The organism is Kosakonia pseudosacchari (assembly GCF_900184035.1).
Taxonomy (GTDB): domain Bacteria; phylum Pseudomonadota; class Gammaproteobacteria; order Enterobacterales; family Enterobacteriaceae; genus Kosakonia; species Kosakonia pseudosacchari.
The window spans coordinates 55,447-81,487 of record NZ_FXWP01000022.1; the positions used below are offsets into that span (position 1 = coordinate 55,447).

The 26,041-nt window shown below is 56.6% G+C and carries 22 protein-coding genes; 17 read left to right on the forward strand and 5 right to left on the reverse strand.

Annotated elements, in window-relative coordinates; all coding sequences use genetic code 11:
- Window positions 1-16 precede the first annotated feature (16 nt).
- From BN2591_RS17335 to BN2591_RS17380, 10 genes are all read left to right on the forward strand, one after another.
- Entirely contained in the window at window positions 17-856 is an 840-nt protein-coding gene (locus tag BN2591_RS17335) for a MurR/RpiR family transcriptional regulator (protein WP_086873163.1), read from the forward strand.
- A gap of 202 nt (window positions 857-1,058) precedes the next feature.
- Window positions 1,059-2,297, forward strand: coding sequence for a pyridoxal-phosphate-dependent aminotransferase family protein (locus BN2591_RS17340; protein WP_086873164.1), 1,239 nt, complete (start codon window positions 1,059-1,061; stop codon window positions 2,295-2,297).
- Window positions 2,297-3,547 carry an allantoate amidohydrolase gene (hpxK, locus tag BN2591_RS17345; RefSeq protein WP_086873165.1) on the forward strand — a complete coding sequence of 417 codons (1,251 nt, stop codon included), beginning with the start codon at window positions 2,297-2,299 and terminating at the stop codon, window positions 3,545-3,547. Before BN2591_RS17340 ends, hpxK begins: the two co-directional genes overlap by 1 nt.
- Before the next feature lie 502 nt (window positions 3,548-4,049).
- Window positions 4,050-4,766, forward strand: a complete 717-nt coding sequence (locus tag BN2591_RS17350; RefSeq protein WP_086873166.1) for a FadR/GntR family transcriptional regulator — start codon at window positions 4,050-4,052, stop codon at window positions 4,764-4,766.
- Window positions 4,763-5,776: an ABC transporter ATP-binding protein gene (locus tag BN2591_RS17355; RefSeq protein ID WP_086873167.1), complete on the forward strand. Its 1,014-nt coding sequence runs from the start codon at window positions 4,763-4,765 to the stop codon at window positions 5,774-5,776. The genes BN2591_RS17350 and BN2591_RS17355 overlap by 4 nt, the downstream gene beginning before the upstream one ends.
- A complete protein-coding gene (locus BN2591_RS17360) occupies window positions 5,773-6,840 on the forward strand; it encodes an ABC transporter ATP-binding protein (protein WP_086873168.1) in 1,068 nt (355 codons plus the stop codon). Before BN2591_RS17355 ends, BN2591_RS17360 begins: the two co-directional genes overlap by 4 nt.
- 11 nt (window positions 6,841-6,851) lie before the next feature.
- Window positions 6,852-8,366 carry an ABC transporter substrate-binding protein gene (locus tag BN2591_RS17365; protein WP_208616150.1) on the forward strand — a complete coding sequence of 505 codons (1,515 nt, stop codon included), beginning with the start codon at window positions 6,852-6,854 and terminating at the stop codon, window positions 8,364-8,366.
- A 21-nt stretch (window positions 8,367-8,387) separates the two neighbouring features.
- Entirely contained in the window at window positions 8,388-9,332 is a 945-nt protein-coding gene (locus tag BN2591_RS17370) for an ABC transporter permease (RefSeq protein WP_086873169.1), read from the forward strand.
- Window positions 9,332-10,207 (forward strand): ABC transporter permease, encoded by an 876-nt coding sequence (locus BN2591_RS17375; protein ID WP_086873170.1) that lies wholly within the window; start codon window positions 9,332-9,334, stop codon window positions 10,205-10,207. Before BN2591_RS17370 ends, BN2591_RS17375 begins: the two co-directional genes overlap by 1 nt.
- A 9-nt stretch (window positions 10,208-10,216) precedes the next feature.
- Entirely contained in the window at window positions 10,217-11,818 is a 1,602-nt protein-coding gene (locus BN2591_RS17380) for a gamma-glutamyltransferase family protein (protein ID WP_086873171.1), read from the forward strand.
- Window positions 11,819-11,853: 35 nt separating this feature from the next.
- Here BN2591_RS17380 and BN2591_RS17385 read toward each other — a convergent pair whose 3' ends face one another.
- Together BN2591_RS17385 and fadE are read right to left on the reverse strand one after the other, a co-directional pair.
- Entirely contained in the window at window positions 11,854-12,624 is a 771-nt protein-coding gene (locus BN2591_RS17385) for an amidohydrolase (RefSeq protein ID WP_086873172.1), read from the reverse strand.
- A gap of 112 nt (window positions 12,625-12,736) precedes the next feature.
- Complete coding sequence (gene fadE, locus BN2591_RS17390; protein ID WP_086873173.1) at window positions 12,737-15,184, reverse strand: acyl-CoA dehydrogenase FadE; 2,448 nt, start codon at window positions 15,182-15,184, stop codon at window positions 12,737-12,739.
- A 236-nt stretch (window positions 15,185-15,420) separates the two neighbouring features.
- Here fadE and lpcA point away from each other — a divergent pair, with 236 nt between their 5' ends.
- Window positions 15,421-16,002, forward strand: coding sequence for a D-sedoheptulose 7-phosphate isomerase (gene lpcA, locus BN2591_RS17395; RefSeq protein ID WP_017458774.1), 582 nt, complete (start codon window positions 15,421-15,423; stop codon window positions 16,000-16,002).
- 125 nt (window positions 16,003-16,127) lie between these two features.
- A complete protein-coding gene (locus BN2591_RS17400; protein ID WP_045513248.1) occupies window positions 16,128-16,895 on the forward strand; it encodes a class II glutamine amidotransferase in 768 nt (255 codons plus the stop codon).
- On the opposite strand, the gene dpaA is transcribed toward BN2591_RS17400, so the two are convergent.
- On the reverse strand, window positions 16,866-17,603 hold the full coding sequence (gene dpaA, locus BN2591_RS17405; RefSeq protein WP_086873174.1) for a peptidoglycan meso-diaminopimelic acid protein amidase: 738 nt from the start codon (window positions 17,601-17,603) through the stop codon (window positions 16,866-16,868). The two genes, BN2591_RS17400 and dpaA, sit on opposite strands and share 30 nt — an antisense overlap.
- Window positions 17,604-17,952: 349 nt before the next feature.
- Between dpaA and dinB the strand changes: the two genes are divergently transcribed.
- Entirely contained in the window at window positions 17,953-19,008 is a 1,056-nt protein-coding gene (gene dinB, locus BN2591_RS17410; protein ID WP_086873175.1) for a DNA polymerase IV, read from the forward strand.
- Between the two features lie 403 nt (window positions 19,009-19,411).
- Here dinB and pepD read toward each other — a convergent pair whose 3' ends face one another.
- Complete coding sequence (gene pepD / locus BN2591_RS17415; RefSeq protein ID WP_086873176.1) at window positions 19,412-20,869, reverse strand: cytosol nonspecific dipeptidase; 1,458 nt, start codon at window positions 20,867-20,869, stop codon at window positions 19,412-19,414.
- Window positions 20,870-21,130: 261 nt separating this feature from the next.
- Between pepD and gpt the strand changes: the two genes are divergently transcribed.
- From gpt to crl, 3 genes are all read left to right on the forward strand, one after another.
- Complete coding sequence (gpt, locus tag BN2591_RS17420) at window positions 21,131-21,589, forward strand: xanthine phosphoribosyltransferase (RefSeq protein WP_003863205.1); 459 nt, start codon at window positions 21,131-21,133, stop codon at window positions 21,587-21,589.
- 108 nt (window positions 21,590-21,697) lie between these two features.
- On the forward strand, window positions 21,698-22,942 hold the full coding sequence (frsA, locus tag BN2591_RS17425; protein ID WP_086873177.1) for an esterase FrsA: 1,245 nt from the start codon (window positions 21,698-21,700) through the stop codon (window positions 22,940-22,942).
- Window positions 22,943-22,999: 57 nt separating this feature from the next.
- Complete coding sequence (gene crl / locus BN2591_RS17430) at window positions 23,000-23,398, forward strand: sigma factor-binding protein Crl (RefSeq protein ID WP_086873178.1); 399 nt, start codon at window positions 23,000-23,002, stop codon at window positions 23,396-23,398.
- Window positions 23,399-23,538: 140 nt separating this feature from the next.
- Here the strand turns inward: crl and phoE are convergent, their stop codons facing one another.
- On the reverse strand, window positions 23,539-24,639 hold the full coding sequence (gene phoE, locus BN2591_RS17435) for a phosphoporin PhoE (protein ID WP_086873179.1): 1,101 nt from the start codon (window positions 24,637-24,639) through the stop codon (window positions 23,539-23,541).
- 296 nt (window positions 24,640-24,935) lie between these two features.
- Between phoE and proB the strand changes: the two genes are divergently transcribed.
- Window positions 24,936-26,039, forward strand: a complete 1,104-nt coding sequence (proB, locus tag BN2591_RS17440) for a glutamate 5-kinase (RefSeq protein ID WP_020456691.1) — start codon at window positions 24,936-24,938, stop codon at window positions 26,037-26,039.
- The last annotated feature ends 2 nt before the right edge of the window (window positions 26,040-26,041 follow it).

Genomic DNA, 26,041 nt, shown 5'->3' on the forward strand with positions numbered 1-26,041 from the left:
AGTTGCAGGAGAAGCTATGCAGCAGCTGGATGAGCGTTTACGGGCGAGCTTTGACGAGCTATCCCCACAGGAACAACGGGTTGCCTCGTTTATCATCGATCATTTCGACGATCTGGTGAGCTATAACAGCGCCGAGCTGGCGCGCTTGAGCGGGGTATCGAAAGCCACCGTCAGCCGCTTGTTTAAGCGGCTGGGCTACGATCGTTTCAAAGAGATGCGCGATGAACTGCGCACGCTGCGCCAGAGCGGTATGCCGCTGACCGAAAACCGCGACGCGGTGCAGGGCAACACCCTGCTGGCACGCCATTACAAGCAGGAGATGGCGAACCTGACGCTGTGGGTCAATACGCTGGATGCCGGGCAATTCGCCGACATCGTCACCGCCCTCACCACGGCGAAGCGGGTTTTTATTTTAGGTCTGCGTAACAGCGCGCCGGTGGCGCTACATCTGCGCCAGCAGCTGCTGCAAAGCCGTGGCCAGGTGGTATTGATGCCGCAGCCGGGGCAGACGCTGGCGGAAGAAGTGGTTGATATCACCCCGCAGGATATGGTGGTGGTGGTGGCTTTTCGCCGCCGCCCGCGCGTGGTGCGCCCGCTGCTCGACGCGCTGCATCAGCAGGGCATTCCGTTACTGGCGATCAGTGAGCCGCAGGCGGCCAGCATTAAACCGCTGTGCCGCTGGCACATTGGTTTGCCGCTGGAGAGCGTCTCCGCATTCGACAGCTACAGCAGCGCCATGAGCCTGGTTAATTTGCTCTCCAATGCCGTGCTGCACACCGCGCTGAGCGAAGGGCGCCAGCGTATTCACCACATCGCCTCCCTGTATGACGAACTGGACGAACTTGAACACCGTTAATGCACCATAACGGTGCTTTTGCACCATCCTGATGGGTTATGACGGGGCGTTCAGCGCGCCGTTTTCTTTTGGTTTTGTGTGTGAAATAGCGATTACTCAGCGCTGGTGTCGTTTTTTTGCCTGTGGCACATTAGTTGCAGAAATTAATTCAAAGAATCTTTTGTTTCATATCTTACGCTGTCGCAGACTAAAGGACGCGCCCATGTTTGATTTCCAGCAGTTCCCGCAAATTAATCCGCCTTCGCGCCTGTTGATGGGGCCGGGGCCAATCAACGCCGACCCGCGTGTGCTGCGGGCAATGGCGAGCCAGTTGGTAGGGCAATACGATCCGGTGATGACCGGCTACATGAATGAAGTGATGGCACTCTACCGCGAGGTGTTTCGCACTGAAAACCGCTGGACGATGCTGGTGGATGGCACCTCACGCGCGGGTATTGAGGCGATCCTCGTTTCCGCTATACGTCCGGGCGATAAGGTGCTGGTGCCGGTGTTTGGCCGTTTTGGTCATCTGCTATGTGAAATTGCCCGCCGCTGCCGCGCTGAAGTCCATACCATTGAGGTGCCGTGGGGTGAGGTGTTTAGCCCGGATCAGATTGAAGACGCCATCGTTCGCATCAAGCCGCGCCTGCTGTTAACGGTACACGGCGATACCTCGACCACCATGCTGCAACCGCTGGATCAATTGGGTGAAATTTGCCGCCGCCATGATGTGCTGTTTTATACCGACGCCACCGCTTCGCTCGGCGGCAACCCGTTAGAAACCGATGCATGGGGATTAGATGCCGTTTCCGCCGGGTTGCAGAAGTGCCTTGGCGGCCCGTCCGGTAGTTCGCCCATCACTCTCAGCCCGCGCATGGAAGCCGCAGTACGGGCGCGCAAATGTGTAGAACAGGGCATTCGCACCGAGGCGCATCAGGACGGCGCGGAGGAGATGATCTACTCCAACTATTTTGATCTCGGCATGGTGATGGATTACTGGGGGCCGGAACGTCTGAACCATCATACGGAAGCGACCAGCATGCTGTTCGCCGCCCGCGAATGCGCGCGCATTATGCTCGAAGAGGGCATGGATAAGCTGATTGCGCGCCACGAGCTGCACGGGCGTGCAATGCTGGCAGGTATCCAGGGGATGGGGCTGGCGGTGTTTGGCGATATTCAGCACAAGATGAACAACGTCCTCGGCGTGCAAATCCCGCGGGAAGTGCATGGTGAAGAGGTGCGTAAACGTCTGCTGGATGATTTCCATATTGAAATCGGCACCTCGTTCGGTCCACTGCAGGGCAAGATCTGGCGCATCGGCACCATGGGTTATAACGCGCGCAAAGATTGTGTCCTGCAAACGCTGACGGCGCTGGAAGCGGTGTTGAACCGACTGGGTTTTCGCACCGTTCAGGGGGCAGGCATGCAGGCGGCATGGGACATTTACGAAGGAGTCAGTTAATGATGACACCTTTCGATGCCGCGCAAGCCGCCAGCCGGGTTATGCAGCGTTGTGATGCGCTGGCGCAAATCAGCGAAACGCCGGGCCAGCTCACCCGTGTGTATCTCTCGCCCGAGCATTTGCAGGCAAATGCGCTGGTCGCCGGGTGGATGCAGCAGGCGGGGATGCGTACCTGGCAGGATGCGGTCGGCAATATTTTTGGCCGTTACGAGGGTATCGATGCGGGGGCGCAGGCGCTGCTGCTCGGTTCGCATCTTGATACCGTGCGCGATGCCGGGCGTTACGACGGTATGCTTGGCGTGCTGGCGGCGATTGAAGTCGTTGATGGCCTGAATCGGGCCAACCTGCGCGGCAGACAAGCGATCGAGATTGTTGGTTTCGCCGACGAAGAGGGGACGCGGTTTAACATTGCGCTGCTTGGCAGCCGTGGGCTGACCGGTAGCTGGCCGCAAACGTGGCTGGCCTGTGAAGATGGGCAGGGCATCAGCGTGGCGCAGGCGCTGGAACAGGCCGGCCTGGATGCCGCGCAGATTGCTACGGCGCAGCGCCCGGTCGAGGATTTTTCTGCTTACCTGGAGCTGCATATTGAACAGGGGCCGGTGCTGGAACAGGCGGATCTGGCGCTCGGCGTGGTCACCGCCATCAACGGTGCGCGGCGGCTTAGCTGCCGTTTTACCGGGGAGGCCGGGCACGCCGGTACGGTGCCGATGCGTCATCGCCGGGATGCGCTGGCGGCCGCCGCCGAATGGATACAGATTATCGAACAGGCCACGATAGATTCCGGCCCGGAAATGGTCGCCACCGTTGGCACATTACAATGTGAGCCCGGTGCGGTAAATGTGATCCCCGGTGCTGTTGGGCTTACGCTGGATATCCGTAGCCCGCAGGATGATAAACGCGAAGCGTTGCTCAATCACTTGCTGGAGGAAGCCACCCGCATCGCCCGGCAACGCAGGCTTGAGTTCCGCCACGACATTTTTTACACCATCGCCGCCACGCCGTGCGATATGCCACTGCGTGAAGAGCTGGCCGATGCGGTTCACACCGTACAGGGGAAGGTGTTATCGCTGCCGAGTGGGGCAGGGCATGATGCTATCGCCATTGCGGAACGCTGGCCGTCGGCCATGCTGTTTGTGCGTTGCTATAAAGGCATCAGCCATCATCCGGCGGAAAGCGTGGCCTGTAGCGACGTCGCCCAGGCGCTTCGCGCCCTGAGCCTTGCGGTAGGGCGGCTGATTCACGCCGAGTAGCGTCAAGCTGTTACCACCGTTTCAGCGTGCGGTTGTGGGGAGCGCACGACACTATCCGGCACCCTGCTCTGTTCGGGCATACCGGAGCAGTGGCCGCCGGGATAGTGAATTCGCTATGCTGAGAACTGGCCATGTGTGCAGGTGCGGCAGGTTTTGTGTGTTTCTCTCTTCGACGTAGTGATGGAGAAGGTCTCCTTCCGCCTCCTCATCACTACGTCCCTGTCGCATTCAGGTATTTCCCTCTTTGGTTCCTTTCTTCCCTTTTAGTGCATGGTTTGCACGCTAATTGTGCATTTCATCGCCTGCATCCCCTGGTGTCTGTGACGTCCTCTGTGTTAGCCAAAAAATAAACATTAATAAATCAAAGTATTAACAAAAATTTATCGAACCAATGCCGTATTGGTTCGCGAATTGCTTAGTAAATAACGAGGCATACAGACGGTATAAGCATTAACTGTTTGTAATTAAACAAAAAGATAACGCGAAACGCGGATGAACCAATATGGAAAAACCGTCACGCTATCTGGCAAATTCCAGTACGGCGCTTGAACAACTTCGTGGGCTGATTCACCAGCACGAGTCAACACCAGGGACTCCTCTGCCCACGGAACGTGAACTGGCGGAAAACTTAGGCGTCGGGCGACGCGAAGTGCGTCGCGCGCTGGACGTGCTGGAAGAAGAAGGGCGGATCTGGCGTAAACAGGGCAAAGGTACCTTTATTGGCCCTGCGGCACCGGTTTCGCCTCTTGCACTACAGGGACTGGTGCAACAAACCAATATGCTGGAAGTGATGGAAGCCCGTCTGCAGATTGAGCCCAGTCTTGCGCGGCTGGCGGCACTTCGCGCCAGCCCGGAAAATCTGGCGCTGATGCAGCGCATGCTGGAACGCATCGACAACGTTAATCCGGATGATCCGGATCTGAATGAGCTGTGGGACAGCGCTTTTCACCGGGCTATCGCCGAGGCGGCAGGAAACCGTCTGATGCTCGGTCTTTTTGACACGCTTGACGCGGTGCGGCGCGAACCTGCCTGGCACCATCTGCGTGAACTGGCGCGAACGCCAGCGAAAGTGGATCGCTACAACGATCATCATCATCGCATCATGATCGCCATTCGCCAGCGCCAGCCGCATGAGGCGGCGACGGCGATGCGCGAACATTTGCTCGACCTGCAACATGCGCTGATCCAGGCCATTCATCTTGAGGACGATACCCCATGACGACGATCCCGTTTACAGAGGCTGCGCCGGTGCTGCGTCTGCATAACCTGGAAGTGCAGTTTGCTGGCAGCCCGGTAAGCGTGCTGGACAGGATTTCGCTCTCTGTCAAAAGTGGAGAAACGCTGGCGCTGGTTGGCGAATCCGGCTGCGGCAAAAGCATTACCTCGCTGGCCTTGATGGGGCTGCTGCCCGCCAGCGCGCAGATCCTTGGCGGTGAGATGCAGTTTCGCGGGCGTAACTTGCGCCAACTCTCCCCGCGCGAATATGCCGATCTGCGTGGCAATGAACTGGCGATGATTTTCCAGGAGCCGATGACCTCGCTCAACCCGGCGTTTACGCTTGGCGACCAGCTCAGCGAAGCGGTGATGCGCCACCAAAACGTGTCGGCGAACGCGGCGCACGAGGCGGCGCTCCGCATCCTGGAAAAAGTGCAGATCCCGGCCGCGGAGATGCGTCTGAAAGCCTATCCACACCAGCTTTCCGGCGGCATGCGCCAGCGGGTGATGATTGCGATGGCACTCATCAACAAGCCGCGTCTGTTAATTGCCGACGAACCGACAACCGCGCTGGATGTGACGATTCAGGCGCAGATCCTCGCACTGCTTAACACCCTGAAAGCCGAAACCGGCACGGCGGTATTGATGATCACCCACGATCTCGGTGTGGTGGCGGAAGTGGCGCAGCAGGTGGCGGTGATGTACGCCGGACAAGTAGTGGAGCAGGGCAGTGTGGAGGCGATTTTTGCCGATCCGCAGCACCCGTACACCATTGGTCTGATGGGATCTATCCCTTCACTGGGGGCGCGTAAAGGACAACTGTCGACCATTCCCGGCGCGGTGCCGTTACCGGAAGCGATGCCGCAAGGCTGCCGTTTCGCCACCCGTTGCCCGTTTGCCCGGACACGCTGCCATCAGGAAAAACCGCCGCTGCTGCCGCAAGGGCGCGGCCATCAGGTCGCCTGTTTTCGTGTTCCCCTTGAACAGCATATTGCACTGGGAGAAACCGCATGAGCACGCCGATACTTGAAGCTTTTGATCTGAGTAAACGCTTTGCCGGGCCAACCCGCTTATTCGCGCCAAAACGTTATGTCACTGCGGTGGATCGTATTTCCCTGGCGGTTTACCCCGGCGAAACGCTGGCGATTGTGGGGGAATCCGGTTCAGGAAAATCGACGCTGGGCCGCCTGCTACTGCGTTTGTTAACGGCCTCTGAAGGGCGCGTTTACTACCAGGGGGAGGAGATCACCCATGCCAGCGGGGCGCGATTAAACCAGCTTCGGCGCGAGCTGCAAATTATCTTTCAGGATCCGTTTGCCTCGCTCAACCCGCGTATGACGGTAGAGCAGATTGTTGGTGAGCCGCTGTGGTTGCACCAGAAGATGGGAAAAGCAGAACGTCAGGCGCGAGTGGCGGAACTGCTCGGTACTGTCGGCCTGCCTGCGGCCTGGGCGCGACGCTATCCGCATGAGTTTTCCGGCGGCCAGCGCCAGCGCATTGGCATTGCCCGCGCGCTGGCTTCCGGGCCGAAATTGCTGCTGGGCGATGAACCCGTTTCCGCGCTCGATGTGTCGGTGCAGGCGCAGGTGGTCAACCTGCTGGAGACGCTGAAACAGCAGCTTGGTTTAACCATGATTATCGTCGCGCACGGGCTGTCGGTGATCCGTCATATGAGCGACCGTGTGGCGGTGATGTACCTTGGGCAAATCGTGGAAATGGCAACGGTGGATGAGATCTTCGATGCCCCGCTGCACCCCTACACCCAGGCGCTGATTGCGTCTGCACCGCAACCGCAACCCGGCATTGTGCGCGAAACACCGCTGTTGCAGGGCGATTTGCCCAACCCCGCAAGCCCGCCGCAGGGCTGCCGTTTTCATACCCGCTGCCCGTTTGCGACAGACGAGTGCCAGCAACGCGAGCCCATCACTCAGGTGCTCGAAGGTGGCCGTCAGGTCTCGTGTCATCGCTGGCAGGAGATTAACCGCGACCGCAGCGTGATTCAGATTGCTCCCCCCTCAGCCGCGTTCTTGCGCCGTCGCGCGCTGTTTGAACACGCGGCCTCTCACTCCTCCCCTTAAAGGAAACAATAATGATGATGCGAAATTCGCTTTTGACCGTTCTGGGAAGTGTCATGTTGCTGGGCGCGGCGCTGCCTGCCCAGGCTGAAAGTGTGCTGCGCGTGGGTCTTGGCGCGGATCCGGATATGCTCGATCCGCACCTGGCGCGTACTTACTATGGCCGTTTTGTCTTCGCTTCTCTGTGCGACCGGCTGGTGGACGTGGATGAAAACCTGAAAGTGGTGCCCGGGCTGGCGAAGGCCTGGTCGTGGAGCGACGATGGCAAAACCCTGACCATGGATCTGCGTGAGGGCGTGACCTTCCACGATGGCGAGAAGTTTGACGCCTCAGCGGCGAAATTCAGCCTCGATCGCGCGCTGACGCTGCCGGGTTCGCTGCGAAAAAGTGAAATCTCCTCTATTGAGTCCGTGGAGGTCAGCGGGCCGATGCAAATTAAGCTGCATTTGAAAACGCCGGACTCAGCGTTGCTGATGCAGTTAACCGATCGCGCTGGCGCGATGCTGGCGCCGGAGGCGGCGAAAAAGCCGGACTTCGCCGCGCATCCGGTGTGTTCCGGCCCGTATAAATTCGACAGCCGCGTCTCGCAGGACCGCATTGTGTTGTCGCGTTTTGATAACTACTGGAACAAAAGCGCGTACCACTTCGACAAAGTGATCTATTTGCCGATCCCGGATGCCTCCGTGCGACTGGCGAACCTGCGTGCGGGCGATCTCGATCTGACTGAAGGTATTGCCGCCAGCGATGTGAAAACCGTAGAGGCCGACAGCAAACTGCAACTGGCGAAAGTGACGGGGCTTGGGTATCAGGGCATCACGTTTAATATCAATAACGGCAAAGTCCCGGCCAACGATCCGTTCAAAGATGCGCGCGTGCGTGAGGCTTTCTCGCTGGCGATTGATCGCGAGGCGCTCAACCAGGTGGTCTTCGAGGGGTTATACGCCCCGGCGAATCAGGCGTTTTCACCGGTTAGCCCCTATCACGTGAAGCTGCCTGTTGCGCCGCGTGATGTGGAAAAAGCCAAAGCGCTGCTGCAGGCGGCAGGGGTGAAGACGCCGATCACCGTCTCACTGCTGGTGCCGAACAACCCGACGTCACAGCAAGTGGGCCAGGTGTTGCAGGCGATGACCGCCGAAGCCGGTTTTAATGTCAATCTGCAAATGACCGAGTTCGCCACGCTGCTCGACAGACAGCAAAACGGCGATTTCCAGCTCAGCTACTCCGGCTGGTCTGGTCGCCCCGATCCCGATGGCAGCATCTTCGGTTTCATTAATAGCAAAGGAACGCTCAACGATGGTCGCTACAGCAACCCGCAGGTGGATGAGTGGCTGACGCAGGCGCGTTTGCACAACGATCCGGCAACCCGTCAGGGGCTCTATGAGAAGGTGGTGAAGCAGTTGCAAACGGATATGCCGATTGCCTACCTCTACTTTGAGCCGCGCCTGTTTGGGCTGAACAAAAAAGTGCAGGGCTTTAAACCTTACCCGGACGGCATTGTGCGTCTGGCGGGTCTGTCGCTCGCCAACTAAACGGCATCGCCTGGAGAAACCATGCTGGAATTGATTTGCAAACGCCTGCTGCTCGCCGTTCCGACCTTGCTGCTGGTCAGCATGATGGTGTTCGGTTTGCAAAAGTTGCTACCCGGCGATCCGCTCACGGCGATGCTGGGCGAGGAGCGCGATCCGGCGGTCATCGCCCAGTTGCGCGCGGAGCTGAACCTGGATGCGCCGATCCCGGTGCAATATTTTCACTGGCTGACCCGTGCGTTGCAGGGCGATCTTGGCGTCTCGTTGCGTACGCAGGAACCGGTAACGCACCTGATTGCCACCAAGCTGCCGGTGACGCTTGAGATGTCGCTGCTGGCGATGGTGATTGCGCTGCTGTTTGGCATCAGCATGGGCATTCTGGCGGCGGTGAACAAGAATAGCTGGATCGACCACGGCGCTAATTTTGTCGCGATATCCGGCATTTCGGTGCCGCACTTCTGGCTGGGGATCCTGCTGATCCTCATCTTTTCCGTCAATCTGCAATGGCTGCCTGCGTCTGGTTTTGTGCCCTTTAGCGAAGATCCCTTGCAGAACTTGCGCACGTTGTTGTTGCCCGCGCTGGTGCTGGGAACAGGGCTGGCGGCGACGTTAATGCGCCATACTCGCGCGTCGATGATTGCGGTGCTGAAAGCGGATTATATTCGTACCGCACGCGCCAAAGGGTTACTGCCAAAAGCGGTGATCATGAAGCATGCGTTTCGTAATGCGCTGGTACCCGTGATCACCCTGACCACGCTGTTGTTTGGCGAGCTGCTGGGCGGCGCGGTGCTGACGGAGCAGGTGTTTACCATTCCCGGTTTCGGCAAGATGATTGTCGATTCGGTGTTCAACCGCGACTACGCGGTGGTGCAGGGTGTGGTGCTGGTGGTGGCGATTGGTTTTCTCGCCCTGAACCTGCTGGCAGATGTGCTGTATGTGTTAATCAACCCGAAAATGCGGAGCGAATAATGGCCGAACTCTTCACCACTGGCGTGGCGGCATCGCTGCCGCGTACGGAAAACCGGGTACTGAAAAAATTCCTCGCTAACCGTAGTGCGGTGATTGGCGCGGTGATTGTCGGCGTGTTTGTGCTGATTGCGCTGCTCGCGCCGTGGATCGCACCGTTTGATCCGGTCAAAGCGAACTTTCTGGCAGTACGCAAACCCCCGTCGGAGCTTTACTGGTTCGGCACCGATGAGTTGGGGCGCGATATTCTCTCGCGCATGATTTGGGGGGCGCGCACTTCACTGCTGGCGGGCTGCGTGTCGGTGGTGATCGCCGTAGTGATTGGCGTACCGCTCGGTTTGCTGGCGGGTTACTTCCATGGCGTCTGGGACGGTGTGATTTCCCGCGTTATTGAAGCGCTGCTCGCCTGTCCGTTTCTGATTATGGCCATTGCACTGGGCGCGTTTCTTGGCCCCAGCCTGACCAATGCGATGATCGCCATTGGCTTGTCGGCGATGCCGATCTTTGCCCGCCTGACGCGCGGCCAGGTGATCGCGATTCGCAACGAAGAGTATATCGACGGCGCGCGGGCGATTGGTCTGCCTGATCGCTGGATCATCCTGCGTTACGTGCTGCCGAATGTGATGTCGCCGATCCTCGTGCAGGCCACGCTGGCGATCGCTTCGGCGATCATTACCGAAGCGAGCCTGTCGTTTCTCGGTCTTGGCCAGCAGCCTCCCTATCCGTCGTGGGGCGCAATGCTGAACACCGCAAAGGGCTTTCTGGAACAGGCTCCCTGGATGTCTATTTTCCCCGGTGTAACCATTTTTCTGACCGTGCAGGGATTTAATTTACTCGGCGACGGGCTGCGCGACGCGCTCGATCCGCGCCACGACTAAGGAGTTCTGATGACCAAAGCGATTGATTTCAATGTAAATTATGCCTCGCATCGTGCGCCGATGATGGGCCGCAACGCGGTAGCCACCTCACAGCCGCTGGCGGCACAAGCCGGGATGCGGATGCTCGCGCTCGGTGGTAACGCGGTGGATGCGGCGATTGCCACCGCGATGGCGCTCACCGTTGTCGAACCGACCGGTTGCGGGATCGGCAGCGATGCCTTCGCCATTGTCTGGGATGGCAAGGAACTGCATGGCCTGAACGCTTCCGGGCGTTCGCCCGCAAGCTGGCATGCGGATATGTTCGCAGGTAAAGCAGCCGTGCCGGAACTGGGCTGGGATGCCGTCACCGTGCCGGGCGCGGTATCCGGTTGGGTGGCGCTGGCACAACGCTTTGCCACCCTACCGCTGACCACGCTGGCGCAACCGGCTATTGAGTATGCACGCCACGGTTTTCCCGTCTCGCCGCTGATTGGTCACTTGTGGCAACGCGGCTATAACAAACTTAAAGATCAGCCGGGCTTTAGCGCCTGCTTTGCGCCGGAAGGGCGAGCGCCGAAACCCGGCGAAATATTCCGCAACCCGGCGCAGGCGCGCACGCTGGAGCTGATTGCCCAGACCAATGGCGAGGCGTTTTATCGCGGAGAATTGGCGCAGAAGATTGCCGCCTTCGCCAGAGAACACGGTGCGCACCTGAGCGAGGCTGACCTGGCGAATCACAAAGCCGATTGGGTCACGTTGTTGTCGCGTGAGTTCGCCGGTGGCTCCGTGCAAGAGTTACCGCCAAACGGGCAGGGGATCGCCACGCTGATTGCGCTCGGCATTCTTGAGCAGTGCGATATTGGCCGTTATCACCCGGACTCGGTGCAATCGCTGCATCTGGCGATTGAAGCCATGAAGCTGGCGCTGGCCGATCTTGACCGCTATGTTGCCGATGACGCACACCTGGAGTTTGCCGCAGAATTGCTGCTCAGTGACGACTATCTGCAGTCGCGTGCAGCGCTGATCGACCCGGATAACGCGTCTGATTTTGTCTATGGCGCCCCGACGCAAAGCGGCACGGTTTACCTTTCTACCGCTGATGCCAGCGGCATGATGGTGTCGTTTATTCAGTCCAACTTTATGGGTTTTGGCTCCGGCGTTGTGGTACCGGACACCGGCATTAGCCTGCAAAATCGGGGCTGCGGCTTTGTGCTTGATCCCAAACACCCGAACGCGCTGGCGGGCAGCAAGCGTCCGTTCCACACCATTATTCCCGGTTTTGCGATGGGCGCTGACGGTAAACCGCTGATGTCGTTTGGCGTAATGGGCGGGCCGATGCAGGCGCAGGGGCATTTGCAGATGGCGCTGCGCATAATGCTGCATGGACAGAACCCGCAGGCGGCGATTGATGCGCCGCGCTGGCGAGTGATTCAGGGGCGCGAAGTGGCGCTGGAGTCAAGCTTTGATCGCAACGTGATTGCGGCGCTGCGCGAGCGCGGGCATGTGATAACGGTGGAAGATCCGCTGGCGGGCTATAACTTTGGTGGTGCGCAGGTCATTTACCGCATGCCGGAAGGCCACTATGTGGCGGCGACAGAGAGCCGCAAAGACGGGCAAGCGTTGGTGAGTTGAGAAACACCCTCTCCCGGCGGGGAGAGGGGATCGCCTTATCCCAGCGTAAAGGGATCGGCATCCTGCCAGGCCGGAAACTTCTCGCGGTATTCCCGTAACGCGCTGAGTGACAATTCGGCGTCAATGCGCGTCGCCAGGTGCGGCTCGGCGGTGGCGATGATTTCGCCCTGCGGGCTGATAACCCGGCTGTCGCCACGATAGTGATGCCCGTTGCCATCGGTGCCAACGCGGTTGCAGCCCGCCACCCAGGCGAGGTTTTCAATCGCGCGGGCCACCAGCAGAGATTGCCAGTGCAGCGAGCGCGGCGCGGGCCAGTTGGCAACATAGAGCAGCAGATCGTAATCATTGCGGTTGCGCGACCACACCGGAAAGCGCAGGTCATAACAGACCAGCGGCAGAATGCGCCAGCCGCGCCACTCAAACACCACGCGCTCGTTACCCGCTTCGTAGTGGTGGTGCTCATCGGCCATGCGGAACAGATGGCGTTTATCGTAGAAGTGCACCTTGCCTTGCGGTTCGACCAGCAAAAAGCGGTTCACCGGGCCGCGATCGGTTTGCAGCGCGGCGCTACCGGCGACCAGCGCATTGGTCTGGCGCGCTTTGCTCTGCATCCAGGCGATGACCTCATCTTGCGGCATGGATTGTTTCGCCGCCTCCATGGCAAAACCGGTGGTGAACATTTCCGGTAGCACAATCACATCACGCCCGGTGACGTCTTCTAACTGGATATCGAAATGGCGCAGGTTAGCGGGGCCATCCATCCAGACTAACGGTTGTTGTAACAGCGTAATTTTTAAACCAGGCACAATAGCAACTCCCCGTAAGACAGCATCTGCACACTGTAGCATGAGGATAAATAAAAAAACCCGCATGATGCGGGTTTCGATAAGAGGAGAGGGTTTTCAGCCGCTTAGTCCGTTATGCGGCTTCCGGTTTGCGCATCTTTTCCGGCGTTTTGACCACCGGCTGAGTCGCCAGTGCCTCCGGTTCAAAGTCGTCAACGTTGATACTGCGCAGACGGCTGGCTTCGGCTTTATTAAGCAGATTCGCCTCATCCTGGTTGATCAACCCGCTTGCCAGCGCCTGCTGAGCCAGCACGTCCAGACGGGTGAACGGCAGGTTTTTGCCCAGCTCTTTACAGATGCGCTGGTGAATCGGATCGGCGGCCATCACATCTACCAGCGCCTCTTCCAGCAGACCGACCGGGTTATGCTCGCTCGGCGTCAGGTACTGGCCACGACCAATACGCGAACGCGTTGCGCTCGGGGTTTGCAGGATCTTCGCTATTTTGTGATCCAGTTTGTCGGACGGGGCGCGGTAGTGACGACCGGTCGGGAAAATCACCAGGCTCAGCAAGCCTGCGACAAAGCGGTTCGGGAAGTTCTCCAGCAAATCATGCATCGCCTGTTCCGCCTGGTAGAGCGCATCCTGCACGCCCCAGTGCACCAGCGGCAGATCCGCTTCCTGACGGCCTTCGTCGTCATAGCGTTTCAGCACCGCCGAGGCGAGATAGAGCTGGCTTAACACATCGCCGAGACGCGCCGAGATGCGCTCGCGGCGTTTCAGGCTGCCGCCAAGCACCGCCATGGACACGTCCGAGAGCAGCGCGAGGTTGGCGCTCACACGGTTCAGATGCTGATAGTAACGTTTGGTGGCGTCACGGGTCGGCGTGGCGCTGGTTAAGCCGCGTGTCAGGCCGAGCCAGAGGCTGCGCATTTCATTGCTGCCGACGTGGCCGATATGTTTGAACAGCAGTTTGTCAAAAGCGTCCAGATCGTTATTCTGCGCGGCAGCCATCTCTTCCAGCACGTACGGATGGCAGCGGATTGCGCCCTGGCCGAAGATCATCATGGTGCGGGTAAGGATATTCGCGCCTTCAACGGTAATGGCGATCGGCGCACCCTGGTAGCTACGCGCCAGGAAGTTGCTCTCGCCAAGCATGATGCCTTTACCGCCGGCAATATCCATTGCATCAATGATTGACTGCTGACCACGGTGGGTACAGTGATACTTAACGATGGCCGAAAGCACCGCCGGTTTTTCACCGAGCATAATGCCGTAGGTCACCAGCGATGCGGCTGCATCCATGGCGTAGGCGTTACCGCCAATGCGCGCCAGCGGCTCTTCGATGCCTTCCATTTTACCAATCGATACTTTGAACTGGCGGCGGATATGAGCGTACGCGCCGATCCCCATTGCGACGGATTTGACGCCACCGGTAGAGTTGGACGGCAGCGTAATACCGCGACCTACCGACAGACATTCCACCAGCATACGCCAGCCCTGACCGGCCATTTTCGGCCCGCCAATAATGTAATCAATCGGCACAAAGATATCGTCGCCACGGGTCGGGCCGTTCTGGAACGGCACGTTCAGCGGGAAGTGACGGCGACCAATTTCCACGCCCGGCGTAGACGTTGGGATCAGCGCACAGGTAATGCCTAATTCTTCGTCGCCGCCCAGCAGTTTATCCGGGTCGGATAGTTTGAACGCCAGGCCCAGCACCGTCGCGATTGGCGCGAGCGTAATGTAGCGTTTGTTCCAGGTCAGGCGCATACCGAGCACCTGCTCGCCCTGCCAGTCGCCCATGCAGACGATGCCGGTGTCCGGAATGGCGCCTGCATCGGAGCCCGCTTCCGGGCTGGTCAGCGCGAAGCAGGGGATTTCCACCCCGCGCGCCAGGCGCGGCAGGTAGTGATCTTTTTGTTCCTGGGTACCGTAGTGTTGCAGCAGTTCGCCCGGGCCTAAGGAGTTCGGTACGCCGACGGTGATCGCCAGAATACCGGAGACACCAGCGAGTTTTTGCAGCACGCGGGATTGGGCATAAGCAGAGAATTCCAGCCCGCCATACTCTTTTTTGATGATCATCGCAAAGAAGCGGTGCTCTTTTAAGAACGCCCACAGTTCCGGCGGCAGATCGGCCATTTCGTGGGTGATCTGGAAGTCATTCGCCATGCGACAGGCTTCTTCCACCGGGCCGTCGAGAAACGCCTGCTCTTCGGCAGTCAGACGCGGCTGCGGATAGTTGTGCAGTTTTTTCCAGTCCGGGTTACCGCGAAACAGATCGCCTTCCCACCAGGTTGTCCCGGCGTCGATGGCCTCTTTTTCGGTACGCGACATTGGCGGCATCACTTTACGGAAACCACGAAATGCCGGGGCGGAAATCAACGCTTTACGCATCGGCGGCAGGTTAAACGGCACCAGAATAATCGCGAGCGGCACCAGCAGCCAGATAGACCACAGGCCAGCAACGCCCAGCGCGGCGGTCCACGCCAGCAGAATCACGCTGCTGAGCAGCAGGTTAACGCGGTGGTAAAACAGCGCGCCGAGCAGAACAACCGTTGCGATAATGCTCAAAATCATCATAAAGAAAAGCTCCCTTGCTTGTAGGAGGTCTGACCACTTGTGATGTATTGGTTGTAGTGGATGTGATTTCTTTTAGCAATGTGTTTACAAAATAATTACAACCTGGTTCACATTGTTGAGGGCTTTTTGCGCACGGAAAATGAAAACAACGGGGGGCTACGGCTTTAACTTCTCGCCTGGAATAGTATCCGGTACACTGCGCAGTGTTATTTACATTTATGCTGAAGGATATCCTCATGTACCAGGATCTTATTCGTAACGAACTGAACGAAGCGGCCGAAACGCTGGCGAACTTCTTGAAAGATGATGCCAATATTCACGCTATTCAGCGCGCGGCGGTATTGCTGGCCGACAGCTTTAAAGCCGGCGGCAAAGTGTTGTCCTGTGGTAACGGCGGCTCGCATTGCGATGCGATGCATTTCGCAGAAGAGTTAACCGGGCGCTACCGTGAAAACCGTCCGGGTTACCCGGCGATTGCCATCTCTGACGTGAGCCATCTCTCCTGCGTCAGCAACGACTTCGGTTACGACTATGTTTTCTCCCGTTATGTGGAAGCCGTTGGCCGCGAAGGCGACGTGCTGCTGGGTATCTCCACTTCCGGTAACTCCGGCAACGTGATCAAAGCGGTTGCGGCAGCGCGTGAGAAGGGGATGAAAGTGATCACCCTGACCGGTAAAGACGGCGGTAAAATGGCGGGCAGCGCAGATGTTGAAATTCGCGTGCCGCATTTTGGTTATGCTGACCGTATTCAGGAAATTCACATTAAGGTGATTCATATCCTGATTCAGTTGATTGAAAAAGAGATGGTGAAGGCTTAAGGAAGGCTGTTTTTGCCTTTTTGATTCCGGCAGTGCCCGAACACAGTGAATCGGAGCACTGCCCGTATGCAAACTGGCTGCACCAATTACGCCTTCTCTGATAAGGGCGCTGTGTGGGGGTGTGTATGTGCGAACTGCTCGGTATGAGCGCAAATGTGCCAACCGATATCTGCTTTAGTTTTACCGGTCTCGTCCAGCGTGGCGGCGGAACCGGGCCGCATAAAGATGGCTGGGGCATTACCTTTTACGAGGGCAAGGGCTGTCGCACGTTCAAAGATCCGCAACCGAGTTTTAATTCCCCTATTGCGAAATTAGTGCAGGACTACCCGATTAAATCCCGTTCAGTGATTGCCCATATTCGCCAGGCTAACCGTGGCGAAGTGGCGCTGGAAAATACCCATCCGTTTACCCGTGAACTGTGGGGGCGCAACTGGACGTATGCGCACAACGGGCAGCTTACGGGTTATAAATCGCTGGAGACCGGGAACTTCCGCCCGATTGGCGAGACCGACAGCGAAAAAGCGTTTTGCTGGTTGTTGCACAAGCTGACCGAACGCTATCCGCGCACGCCAGGTAATATGGCGGCGGTGTTTAAATACATTGCGGCACTGGCAACGGAACTGCGTGAGAAGGGCGTTTTTAATATGCTGCTGTCGGACGGGCGTTATGTGATGGCGTTTTGTTCGACCAATCTGTTCTGGATCACCCGCCGTGCGCCATTTGGCGTGGCGAAGTTGCTGGATCAGGATGTGGAAATTGATTTTCAGCGGGAAACCACACCAAATGATGTGGTTACCGTGATTGCCACCCAGCCGTTAACCGGCAATGAAACCTGGCAAAAGATTATGCCAGGTGAGTGGGCATTATTTTGTCTGGGGGAGCGTGTAGTTTGACGCCAGCTGTGGCTGAACAGCGGTGTTCAGCGGCTTGCTAACCACATAGCGACCATCCACAACCGAGACAACCGGCGGCTGGTGGGTGGTGGCGAAGTAGTCATAACCCGGCTTCAGTTGCTTCCAGAAATCCGCATAGGTTGAATATTTATGGCGCTGCATATTGGCGTCGGTCATGCGGAACGGATAGATACTTACCTGCACGTTCGGCTGCCCGAAGACCAGCGCGGCGGTAACAAACTGGAAGATCTCGTCAATACCGGAATCCGTCATCGCGTAGCAGCCAATAGATACGCAAGCGCCATGGATCATCAGGTATTTACCTTCATAGCCGTGGGCGCGATCGTAGTTATTCGGAAACCCAATATTGATGGCTTTATAGAAGCGGCTATCCGGCTTCAACTGGTTGCGCTGCACGGAGTAGAAACCCTCCGGGCTTTTAAAATCACCCTGGCGCTGCTTGGGGCCTAACCCGCCGGAGTAATTACAAATCTTGTAGCTGTCGAGCAACTGGTATTGCTCGCCCATCTTGACGTAAAGATCAAGGGTGCGCTCTTCTTTGAAGATCTGGATATAAACCGGCGACCCCATCAACTGCTGCTTATATTCTTTGCTGACCGGCGTTACTGAACCGTTGCTGCTCACCAGGCCAGCAAAAGAGACGCACGGAAGCAGAAGCATCGCAATAAATAATGCGATTTTGCGCATACTACTTGTTTCCTTGATAAAGCTAATACCACATTGCCAGGACGGCAAAAGAAGCCCAAAATTCAGACTATTCTGTTTTGGAGCGCCCACATTAGCATTACGGCATTTTTTCGCAAGCCCCAATCTACGTCGTCTTTCCCGCTGCCTTGTTATGGGCTTTGCTTTTGTCTGGCGCGAATAAGATTGAGGATTATGTATCAAACGCTTGGCCGAAAGCTGGCGACTATTATGCGAGTAAAAAGCCTGAATTGCCGCTTATATTCCCCTCTTTTCGTCAGATTTACGCGCTGGCTTCTCAATTGCTGTAAATATGCTGTATACTTATCCAGTGTTCTGTGAGGGCGTACGTATGCGCAAAATCATACATGTTGATATGGACTGCTTTTTCGCGGCGGTTGAGATGCGCGATAACCCAGCCCTGCGCGATATTCCCATCGCTATCGGCGGCAGCCGGGTACAACGCGGCGTCATCAGCACTGCTAACTATCCGGCGCGCAAATTTGGCGTTCGCAGCGCGATGCCAACCGCGATGGCGCTTAAACTTTGTCCGCACCTCACGTTATTGCCCGGTCGTTTTGACGCTTATAAAGAGGCGTCCAACCAGATCCGCGATATCTTCTCTCGCTACACCTCACTTATTGAACCGCTCTCGCTGGATGAAGCCTATCTTGATGTGACCGATAGCCCGCACTGCCACGGTTCGGCGACGCTGATGGCGCAGGAAATTCGCCAGACCATTTTTAATGAAACCCAACTGACGGCTTCAGCGGGCGTCGCGCCGGTGAAGTTTCTCGCCAAAATTGCCTCGGATCTCAACAAACCCAATGGGCAATATGTGATTACTCCGGCTGATGTACCGGCGTTTCTGCGCACATTACCGCTCAGCAAAATCCCCGGTGTGGGGAAGGTGTCAGCGGCAAAGCTGGAAACGCTGGGGCTGCGGACTTGTGAAGATGTGCAAAAGAGCGATCTGGCGATGCTACTTAAACGCTTTGGTAAATTCGGCCGTGTTTTATGGGAGCGCAGCCAGGGCATTGACGAGCGGGAAATTAACAGCGAGCGGTTGCGTAAATCCGTGGGTGTAGAGCGGACGCTGGCGGAAGATATTCATAGCTGGGAAGAGTGCGAAGCGATTATTGAACATTTATACCCTGAGCTTGAGCGGCGGTTGGCAAAAGTAAAACCGGATCTGTTAATCGCTCGCCAGGGGGTAAAACTGAAATTTAATGATTTCCAGCTGACGACTCAGGAGCATGTCTGGCCGCGCTTAAATAAAGAGGATTTACTGGCGACGGCGCAAAAAACCTGGAATGACCGCCGTAGCGGGCGCGGTGTCCGGCTGGTCGGGTTGCATGTCACACTGCTTGATCCGCAACTGGAACGGCAACTGGTATTAGGGCTATAAAAATTACGCTACGGATAGACGACACGCTGCTTTATCCCCCGACGTTTATTTCACGTTACTGCAAAAGCATTTCACCGTACCCTGATGTCTCTTTGTCGTTCCTATAACCCCGGTTTCGTCTGCCGGTCCCTTTTATTTGTTCATATATAAAAGGAGATACGGGCAATTCTCTTTGCCATCTCGCTTAGGAAAATATTTCTACTAAACGGCTGGCAACCTTGCTGATTGCTCATCGTCTGCAACAAATAAAGGATGCTGAACGCGTGACGCTGAAATTAGAACGTCGATTGTTTCACCCGCAGATTGAACGGGGAGAAACCCGCTGCGCGCGTTTAAAGGGATGGTATTTAAGGCAGTGTAGAGTCGGGGAAAATGTCCGCGCCGGGCGACGCGGACAACAGACTTACTTCGCCGGAATCGCTTTCAGCAACTCGGTCAGCAGGGTCCAGTAATGGCCCACGCTTTCGATATGCACTTGCTCATCCGGTGAGTGCGGGCCGGTGATGGTTGGCCCAATCGATACCATATCCATGTCCGGGTACGGTTTTTTGAACAGACCGCACTCCAGACCCGCGTGGATCACCTGAATGTTCGGGGTTTTGTTGAACAGACGCTGATAAGTTTCGCGCACCAGCGCCATCACCGGTGAACGCGCGTCCGGCTGCCAGCCCGGGTAACCGCCTTTCGGTGCGGTTTTCGCTCCCGCCAGCGCACCCAGTGACTCCAGCATGCTCACCACATAATCTTTCCCGCTATCTACCAGCGAGCGGATCAGGCAGATGATCTCGGCGTTGTCATCCTGCAGCGTCACCACACCCACGTTCAGCGAGGTTTCCACCACACCTTTTGCCACGTCAGAGTTACGGATCACGCCGTTCGGTGTCGCATTCAGCAGGCGCACAAACGTATCGCGTGAGGCGGTGGTCAGCGCGGCTTTATCGCTGTTTGCGCTGTCCAGCAGCACCACCAGATTCTTCTCTTTCGCTTCCAGCTCGTTTTTCAGGATTGCCTGATATTCGCTGGTCAGCGTTTTCAGCTGTGCGGCTTTATCTGCCGGAACGGCGATAACAGCAATCGCTTCGCGCGGAATCGCGTTACGCAGCGTGCCGCCGGTGAAATCCAGCAGACGCAGATCCAGCTCCGCCGCGTGGCCGGCCAGGAAGCGCGCCAGCAGTTTGTTGGCGTTACCTAAACCGACATGAATTTCGGCACCAGAGTGGCCGCCTTTCAGCCCTTTCAGCGTCAGCTTAAAGGTTTCATACCCGGCGGGAACGGCTTCGCGGGAGAGCGGCAGGGTGGTGATAAAATCGATACCACCTGCGCAACCCATGTAGATTTCCCCCTCTTCTTCAGAGTCGGTGTTGATCAGGATATCCGCTTGTAACCAGTTCGCTTGCAGACCAAACGCGCCATCCATGCCCGCTTCTTCGGTCATGGTCAGCAGCACTTCCAGTGGACCGTGTTCAACGCTGTCATCTGCCAGCACCGCCAGCGCGGAAGCCATGCCGATGCCGTTATCCGCGCCGAGCGTAGTACCGCGCGCTTTAACCCATTCCCCGTCGACATACGGGCGAATCGGATCGGTAGTGAAATCGTGTACTGTGTCGTTATTTTTCTGCGGCACCATATCAAGGTGTGCCTGCAGAACTACCGGCTTGCGGTTTTCCATGCCCGCGGTGGCTGGTTTACGGATCAGAATGTTGCCAACCTGGTCGCGCTCCGCATGCAACCCCTTTTCTTTCGCCCAGCCCATAATGTGTTCGGCGAGTTGTTCTTCATGGTAGGACGGGTGCGGAATAGAACAAATTTTGGCAAAAATATCCCACAGCGGCTGTGGCGATAGGTGAGACAGTTCAGACACGATGAGTCTCCTTACGAAGAGCCTGCGCAACGTACCTTGCAGGTCACAGGGTTAAATAAACGAACATCGCAAGCGATGCGCTTGCGAGATGGCGTTGAGAATACCACTTTATTGCCGCGCTGCGAGCACCAGTGCGCGGAAAAAGCGCCGGTAATGCCGGGTAATACTGGTTTTTAGCGCTTCAGATCTCTATAATCTCGCGCAACCTATTTCCCCCTCGAATAATTTTTAAGCCGTAAAACACAGGCTGGGACACTTCACATGAGCGAAAAATACGTCGTCACCTGGGACATGTTGCAGATTCACGCACGCAAACTGGCCGCCCGATTGATGCCTTCAGAACAGTGGAAAGGCATTATTGCCGTAAGCCGTGGCGGTCTGGTGCCAGGAGCATTGCTGGCGCGTGAGCTGGGTATTCGTCATGTTGATACCGTTTGTATCTCCAGCTACGACCACGATAACCAGCGCGAGCTGAAAGTGCTGAAACGCGCGGAAGGCGACGGTGAAGGTTTTATCGTGATTGATGATCTGGTGGACACCGGCGGTACCGCTGTCGCCATCCGTGAAATGTATCCTAAAGCGCATTTCGTCACTATTTTCGCCAAACCGGCAGGTCGCCCGCTGGTTGACGATTACGTGATCGATATTCCGCAGGACACCTGGATTGAGCAGCCGTGGGATATGGGCGTGGTATTTGTGCCGCCAATCAGCGGCCGTTAATCCCGCTTTGAAACATTTGCTCACGCCCGGTTTTGCCGGGCGTTGTTCTTTTTAACGCGCAACAGGTTACAATAACCGCCGGTGATAGATACAGGGAGCCTGCGCGCAATGTCACAGCCCAATCTTAGCGAAACCTTATTCAAACCCCGCTTCAAGCACCCGGAAACTTCCACGCTGGTACGTCGGTTTAATCGTGGCGCGCAATCGCCGGTACAGTCGACTCTCGATGGCAAAAATGTGCCGCACTGGTATCGCATGCTCAATCGGTTGATGTGGGTCTGGCGCGGCGTGGATCCGCGAGAGATCCTCGAAGTACAGGCGCGTATTGTCATGTCCCAGGCCGAGCGCACCGACCCGGAGCTGTATGACACGGTAGTGGGTTACCGTAACGGTAACTGGATCTATGAATGGTCCGTGCAGGCGATGTTGTGGCAGCAAAAAGCGATGCAGGAACCCGCGCCGGAGCTCAGTGGCAAACACTGGCTGCATGCGTCCGGTTTGTTCAGCATTGCCGCTTATCCTCATATTAAAGGCGATTCGCTGGCGGAGCAGGCGCAGGCGCTGGCGAACCGCGCGTATGAAGAGGCAGCGCAGCGTCTGCCTGGGGAGATCAAAGAGCTGGAGTTCGCCATTCCCGGCGGCGCGCCTGTCACCGGATTTTTGCATATGCCGCCTGGCAATGGCCCGTTCCCGACGGTATTAATGTGCGGCGGGCTGGATAGCCTGCAAAGCGACTATTACACCCTGTATGAACGCTATTTCGCGCCGCAAGGCATCGCGATGCTGACGCTGGATATGCCTTCGGTTGGTTTCTCTTCGAAGTGGAAACTGACACAGGATTCCAGCCTGCTGCATCAGCATGCGCTGCAAGCGCTGCCGAACATTCCGTGGATCGATCACACGCGGGTGGCGGCGTTTGGCTTTCGCTTTGGCGCGAATGTGGCGGTGCGCCTGGCGTACCTTGAATCTTCGCGCCTGAAAGCGGTGGCTTGTCTTGGGCCGGTAGTGCATGCGCTGCTAAGTGAGCCGCAGCGCCAGGGACGCGTGCCGGAGATGTATCTGGATGTGCTTGCCAGCCGTCTGGGGATGCATGACGCTTCCGACGAGGCGCTGCGCGTGGAGTTGAATCGCTACTCGCTGAAAACTCAGGGTTTGCTCGGCAGACGTTGCCCCACGCCGATGCTTTCTGGTTACTGGCAAAACGATCCCTTCAGCCCGGAGGAGGAGTCGCGTTTAATCACCTCGTCATCTGGTAACGGCAAACTGCTGGAGATCCCGTTTAAGCCGGTTTATCGAAATTTTGATAAGGCGTTGCAACAAATAACCGGATGGATCAACCATCATTTCCGTTAATAGATTGATAAATTCTATCGGTTTGGTAAAACAGTTGCTTCACAAAAGGAGATCGCAATGACGTTACCGAGTGGACATCCGAGAAGCAGGTTGATTAAAAAGTTTACTGCGCTAGGGCCTTATATCCGCGAAGAGCAATGCGAAGAGAACCGTTTTTTCTTTGATTGCCTGGCAGTTTGCGTGAATGTTAAACCCGCGCCGGAAAAACGAGAGTTCTGGGGCTGGTGGATGGAAATGGAAGCGCAGGAGACACGTTTTACCTACCGTTATCAGTTCGGCCTTTTTGATAAAGAAGGGCAATGGAAGCCCACGGCAATAAAAGATCAGGAAGTGATCGATCGTTTAGAACAGACGCTGCGCGATTTTCATGAACGTGCGAAAACCCTGCTGGCTTCACTTGAGCTGAAGCTGGAACCTGCCGAAAACTTCAAAGAACAGTTGAAGCTCACCGCGTAACTTCCCGCATAAAAAATGCCCGATAGCTTACGCTTATCGGGCCTGGCCGCAGTTTCCCGGCCTTCCACCTGAATCAGGTTAAATAAATGCCCTCTTGCGAAGGCATTCGATATAACGAGGTATATTACAGTTACTGCAACTCAGAACTGGTAAGTCACGCCAACGGCAACAACGTCGTCATCAGCCAGACCCAGTTTGTTGTCGTCTTTAAGCTGGTTGATTTTGTAGTCAACCATTGCAGAGAAGTTCTTGTTGAAGTAGTAAGTGGCGCCCACGTCGATGTAGTTAACCAGATCTTCGTCGCCAACTCCTTTTTCCAGGTCTTTGCCTTTAGTCAGGACATAGCCGAGAGACGGACGCAGACCGAAGTCGAACTGGTACTGGACAACCGCTTCGAAGTTCTCGGTTTTGTTAGCAAAGCCTGAACCCAGCCCGGTGCTCGCTGCGGCAGAGACTGGCGTCATGTTGTAAGCAACGCCGTACATGGTGGCGATGTACAGGTTGTTTGCGTCATATTTCGCGCCGGTTGCCCAGGCTTCGGCTTTCTCGCCGCGACCAAACGCTGCGGTGTTCTGCGCGTTGGTACGGTCAGAGTTCGCATACGCGCCAATCAGGCTGAACGCGCTACCGCCGAAGTTATAGGAGAGTGAAGTACCCCAGCCGTCGCCGTTCTGTTTGCTGACAGCGCGGTTGCTTTCGTTTTTCCCCTGGTACTGCAGGGTCATATTCAGGCCATCGATCATGCCAAAGAAGTCGGTATTGCGATAAGTTGCAACGCCAGTGGTACGTTTGGTCATGAAGTCATCGGTACGGGTCATGCCGTCGCCGCCGAATTCCGGGAACATATCCGTTACGGAAGCCACATCGTACAGCACGCCCAGGTTACGACCGTAGTCGATAGAACCAAAATCTTTGATTTTCAGACCAGCAAACGCCAGACGGGTTTTTTGGCTAGTTGCTGAGTTATTGTTGTTGGTTTCGTCATTGTTACCAGCAAATTCAGCTTCCCAACGGCCGAAACCGGTCAGCTGATCGTTAATCTGGGTTTCGCCTTTAAAGCCGAAACGCACGTAAGTTTTGTCACCGTCGTTGTTGGTATCGTCACTGAAGTAGTGCATGGCTTTCACTTTGCCGTACACGTCCAGTTTGTTGCCGTTCTTGTTATAAACTTCCGCTGCGTGAACAGAAGAAGCAGAAGCGACAACGCTCATCACCATTAATGCCAGAGTGCTCTTTTTCATTTTGATTCCTGATTTGACTAACGCGCTAATATTCGCTGGGCATACGCCCCGTGAAAAACAGGAAGGGTTTTAACGCTGTGAAATTAAAGATTTATGACAAATTAAGAATATTTTTAAAAAGTTATGTTTTTTTGTATTTGCCATAAAAGTGTCAAATCCTGCCGCTACGCTTGCTGATCCCGCGCAACAAAAAAGTGAGCTGACAGCTCTGGCAGTTGGCAATCGCTCTGACTCCTGTTACAACGTCTGACGACGATTTACTTTCCTTATATTTCCTTAAAAAACGGCAGAGAATCATGAGTGACAGCCAGACGCTGGTGGTAAAACTCGGTACCAGTGTTTTAACGGGCGGTTCCCGTCGCCTGAACCGCGCCCATATTGTTGAACTGGTGCGCCAGTGCGCGCAGCAACACGCCGCCGGGCACCGAATTGTAATTGTGACGTCGGGGGCGATTGCCGCCGGACGCGAGCATCTGGGTTATCCGGAACTGCCCGCGACTATCGCGTCGAAACAGCTGCTGGCGGCGGTAGGGCAGAGCCGTTTGATTCAACTGTGGGAACAGCTGTTTTCCATTTACGGGATTCATATTGGGCAGATGCTGCTGACGCGTGCCGATATGGAAGATCGTGAGCGTTTCCTCAATGCGCGCGACACGCTGCGTGCGCTGCTCGACAACAATATCGTGCCGGTGATTAACGAAAACGACGCCGTTGCCACCACGGAAATCAAAGTCGGCGATAACGATAACCTCTCGGCGCTGGCAGCGATCCTCGCTGGTGCCGACAAACTGCTGCTGCTGACCGATCAGCAAGGTCTGTTTACCGCCGATCCGCGTAGCAACCCGGATGCGGAACTGATCAAAGATGTTTACGGCATCGACGATGCGCTGCGCGCGATTGCCGGGGACAGCGTTTCCGGCCTCGGTACGGGCGGGATGGGCACCAAGCTGCAAGCGGCTGACGTTGCCTGCCGCGCGGGGATCGACACCATTATCGCTGCGGGCAGCAAGCCTGGCGTGATTGGCGATGTTGTCGAAGGGATTTCCGTCGGCACGCGCTTTCACGCCCAGGAGTCGCCGCTGGAGAATCGTAAACGCTGGATCTTTGGCGCGCCGCCTGCCGGTGAAATCACCGTTGATGAAGGCGCAACGGCGGCCATTCTGGAACGCGGTAGCTCGTTACTGCCCAAAGGTATTAAAAGCGTGACAGGCAACTTTTCCCGTGGTGAAGTGATCCGCATTCGTAATCTGCAAGGCCGCGATATCGCCCACGGTGTAAGCCGTTATAACAGCGATGCGCTGCGTCGCATCGCCGGGCAACATTCGCAGCAGATTGACGCCATTCTGGGCTACGAATATGGCCCTGTCGCGGTGCACCGCGACGACATGATTACCCGTTAAGG

Excerpts from the sequence above, each read along its gene's own strand:
- BN2591_RS17370 (WP_086873169.1), top strand. The coding sequence starts at position 8,388 with ATGCTGGAATTGATTTGCAAACGCCTGCTGCTCGCCGTTCCGACCTTG.
- BN2591_RS17400 (WP_045513248.1), top strand. The coding sequence starts at position 16,128 with ATGTGCGAACTGCTCGGTATGAGCGCAAATGTGCCAACCGATATCTGC.
- BN2591_RS17335 (WP_086873163.1), top strand. The coding sequence starts at position 17 with ATGCAGCAGCTGGATGAGCGTTTACGGGCGAGCTTTGACGAGCTATCC.
- frsA (WP_086873177.1), top strand. The coding sequence starts at position 21,698 with ATGTCACAGCCCAATCTTAGCGAAACCTTATTCAAACCCCGCTTCAAG.
- proB (WP_020456691.1), top strand. The coding sequence starts at position 24,936 with ATGAGTGACAGCCAGACGCTGGTGGTAAAACTCGGTACCAGTGTTTTA.
- BN2591_RS17340 (WP_086873164.1), top strand. The coding sequence starts at position 1,059 with ATGTTTGATTTCCAGCAGTTCCCGCAAATTAATCCGCCTTCGCGCCTG.
- gpt (WP_003863205.1), top strand. The coding sequence starts at position 21,131 with ATGAGCGAAAAATACGTCGTCACCTGGGACATGTTGCAGATTCACGCA.
- BN2591_RS17365 (WP_208616150.1), top strand. The coding sequence starts at position 6,852 with ATGATGATGCGAAATTCGCTTTTGACCGTTCTGGGAAGTGTCATGTTG.
- dpaA (WP_086873174.1), bottom strand. The coding sequence starts at position 17,603 with ATGCGCAAAATCGCATTATTTATTGCGATGCTTCTGCTTCCGTGCGTC.
- BN2591_RS17350 (WP_086873166.1), top strand. The coding sequence starts at position 4,050 with ATGGAAAAACCGTCACGCTATCTGGCAAATTCCAGTACGGCGCTTGAA.
- BN2591_RS17360 (WP_086873168.1), top strand. The coding sequence starts at position 5,773 with ATGAGCACGCCGATACTTGAAGCTTTTGATCTGAGTAAACGCTTTGCC.
- crl (WP_086873178.1), top strand. The coding sequence starts at position 23,000 with ATGACGTTACCGAGTGGACATCCGAGAAGCAGGTTGATTAAAAAGTTT.
- phoE (WP_086873179.1), bottom strand. The coding sequence starts at position 24,639 with ATGAAAAAGAGCACTCTGGCATTAATGGTGATGAGCGTTGTCGCTTCT.
- BN2591_RS17375 (WP_086873170.1), top strand. The coding sequence starts at position 9,332 with ATGGCCGAACTCTTCACCACTGGCGTGGCGGCATCGCTGCCGCGTACG.
- fadE (WP_086873173.1), bottom strand. The coding sequence starts at position 15,184 with ATGATGATTTTGAGCATTATCGCAACGGTTGTTCTGCTCGGCGCGCTG.
- BN2591_RS17355 (WP_086873167.1), top strand. The coding sequence starts at position 4,763 with ATGACGACGATCCCGTTTACAGAGGCTGCGCCGGTGCTGCGTCTGCAT.
- lpcA (WP_017458774.1), top strand. The coding sequence starts at position 15,421 with ATGTACCAGGATCTTATTCGTAACGAACTGAACGAAGCGGCCGAAACG.
- dinB (WP_086873175.1), top strand. The coding sequence starts at position 17,953 with ATGCGCAAAATCATACATGTTGATATGGACTGCTTTTTCGCGGCGGTT.
- hpxK (WP_086873165.1), top strand. The coding sequence starts at position 2,297 with ATGATGACACCTTTCGATGCCGCGCAAGCCGCCAGCCGGGTTATGCAG.
- BN2591_RS17380 (WP_086873171.1), top strand. The coding sequence starts at position 10,217 with ATGACCAAAGCGATTGATTTCAATGTAAATTATGCCTCGCATCGTGCG.